This is a genomic window from Mariniphaga sp. (genome assembly GCF_041687215.1).
Taxonomy (GTDB): domain Bacteria; phylum Bacteroidota; class Bacteroidia; order Bacteroidales; family Prolixibacteraceae; genus Mariniphaga.
In genome coordinates, this window is sequence record NZ_JAWLCI010000044.1 from 1 (window position 1) to 2,120 (window position 2,120).

General features: G+C 42.7%; 2 protein-coding genes. Both read right to left on the reverse strand.

Annotated elements, in window-relative coordinates; all coding sequences use genetic code 11:
- Window positions 1-103 precede the first annotated feature (103 nt).
- Entirely contained in the window at window positions 104-1,210 is a 1,107-nt protein-coding gene (locus tag ACESMA_RS14540; RefSeq protein ID WP_372949574.1) for a DUF4831 family protein, read from the reverse strand.
- Window positions 1,211-1,298: 88 nt separating this feature from the next.
- On the reverse strand, window positions 1,299-2,120 hold an 822-nt coding region (locus tag ACESMA_RS14545; protein WP_372949575.1), incomplete at its 5' end, for an NAD(P)H-hydrate dehydratase.

Consider the following 2,120-nt stretch of genomic DNA (forward strand, 5'->3'; position numbering starts at 1 on the left):
GATTTTTTTAAGGCGGGTAAAAATAAAAAAAATTACACCCGATAAAAATGACCAGATCAAAAAAGGGCGACTTTCAAAATAAGTCACCCTTTTTACGCTCTGATTATTTTTTATGAACCGATTTCACTGCGCCGGTTTCGGGAAAAAATTCGATGGCATAATCCCCAAAAAGTAATTCTTCGGGAACAGGTGCAACCTGTCCGAACTGAGCCATAACGGCGCGAGCTGTAGCAATGGTGTTTAATTCATATATCAAACTTACATTTACCACAGCGGGCATCCGGTAATATACGCCACTTTCACCGGCAGTGGGATTTTCAGATCCTGCCAGTCCCGAATACTTTGAAATCAGCTCTTTTTCTGGTTCAACCCGAACTGTAACTGGTTTCCCTGAGAGGTCGGATGAAGGCAGTACACCGGAATCTTCTGAAAACCGAAAAACCACTTCTCCCCTTTCAGCAGATGAAGTTGGAACAAAATCAAAGCTGAATTTTTCACTATGATAGGTGGTCCGTCCCACAAACAGGCTCAAATAATTTTTTTCAATCCGTTTTAATTCCTTCAGGCTCGCATTATACGCTTCGCCATCAGGATGAAATTCATCCATTAATCCGGCCACCATGTGATACCGCGTTAACCTGCATTCCAGAATCCGTTCAGCGGCTTCTGCAGCTTTTCGTTCAACACTTATGCGGGTTGGCCTGAAATTATTAGTAGAATCTCCGGGTGCATAAATGGGTGTATGATTAAAATGTGCGAATGAAAAACCATCATCTTTCCCCGGTGAACCATTCATGTTATTGGTTGTAAACGTTTTCAATTCATTGGCTGAAGCTTCGGAATTTATTCCTGCAAGAATCCCATCCTGGGTTAAATTAACCAAAAAGGCGGCATAACCCATTGCTTTAAAAACCTGATTCGGATCAGGTTCAGAAAAGGTTTCCATGTTCACCTCATCAATAAACCAATTTACTGAAGCGCGGTTTTTTGCATCGGTAATTCCAAGCAGTTGTTCTGCAAAAGAAGCATAGGGGCCGGGTTCGAAGGTTTCTTTTACAGCTTTAACTTTTATTCTTAATCCTGTTCGGGGCAATGCATAGGTAATTCCTTCCTGAAAAGTTGGAACCGTTCCCTCATCAGATTTCCCCCGTCGTTGGCCCAAAACAGGCATTGCCAGCGTAATTGCCAATATAAAAATCAATGTTCTCATTTTTCTGAATTTATTTTAAAACCTAAAAATAGAATTTATATTTTGGAACACCACAACCTTTTTTGTTTTTACCCGAATTGAATGAGATCTACTGCAACTCAAAAAACGCTTTTCCCAAACTATCTGTAATATCGCCGGCAATTAAAGCATTTTCCGATTTTTCAGCAGCGGCAATGTCTCCGGCAAGGCCATGCAGAAAAACACCTGCAATGGCAGCATGATCAGGTGGAATGTGTTGTGCAAGTAAACCGAGGATGATTCCGGTAAGTGAATCGCCACTGCCGGCAGTAGCCATTCCCGGGTTTCCGGTGGAATTGAAATAAAGTTTCTCATTTGGAAAAGCTATGGTTGTGAAAGCTCCTTTCAAAACAATAATTACTTTCAGCTCTTTGGCCATTTCTTGCTGCTTTTGAATCCGTTCCCAAGAGTTGGCAGTTTCGCCAGCCAGCCGTTTGAATTCTCCGGGGTGCGGGGTCAGAATGGAATTTTCAGGCAACTCCTTCAGCCACTCTTTATATTCAGAAAGAATATTCAATGCATCGGCATCCAAAACAAGAGGAACTTTTGCTTTTTCTATAAGTTCTTTTAAAGCCTGTCGGGTATTGCTTTTCATGCCGATTCCCGGACCTGCGCCAATGGCAGAAAAAGGTGATAAATCCGGGATTCCCGTAAAAATAGAATCGTGATCATCGATACTGACCATAGCTTCGGGAACCGCAGTTTGAATGATGGAATATCCGAAGTGCGGGATGTGGGCAGTCAGCAATCCAACTCCCGAGCGCAGACAGGCTTTTGAAGCCAGAACTGAGGCGCCCATTTTCCCATAGCTTCCGGCAATAAGAACCGCATGGCCAAAAGTTCCCTTGTGCGCAAATTTTGAACGGACAGGAATCATTTCCTTTACTTCTTC

Bases quoted from the DNA above. Each gene is read 5' to 3' on its own strand.
- ACESMA_RS14540 (WP_372949574.1), bottom strand. From the start codon at position 1,210: ATGAGAACATTGATTTTTATATTGGCAATTACGCTGGCAATGCCTGTT.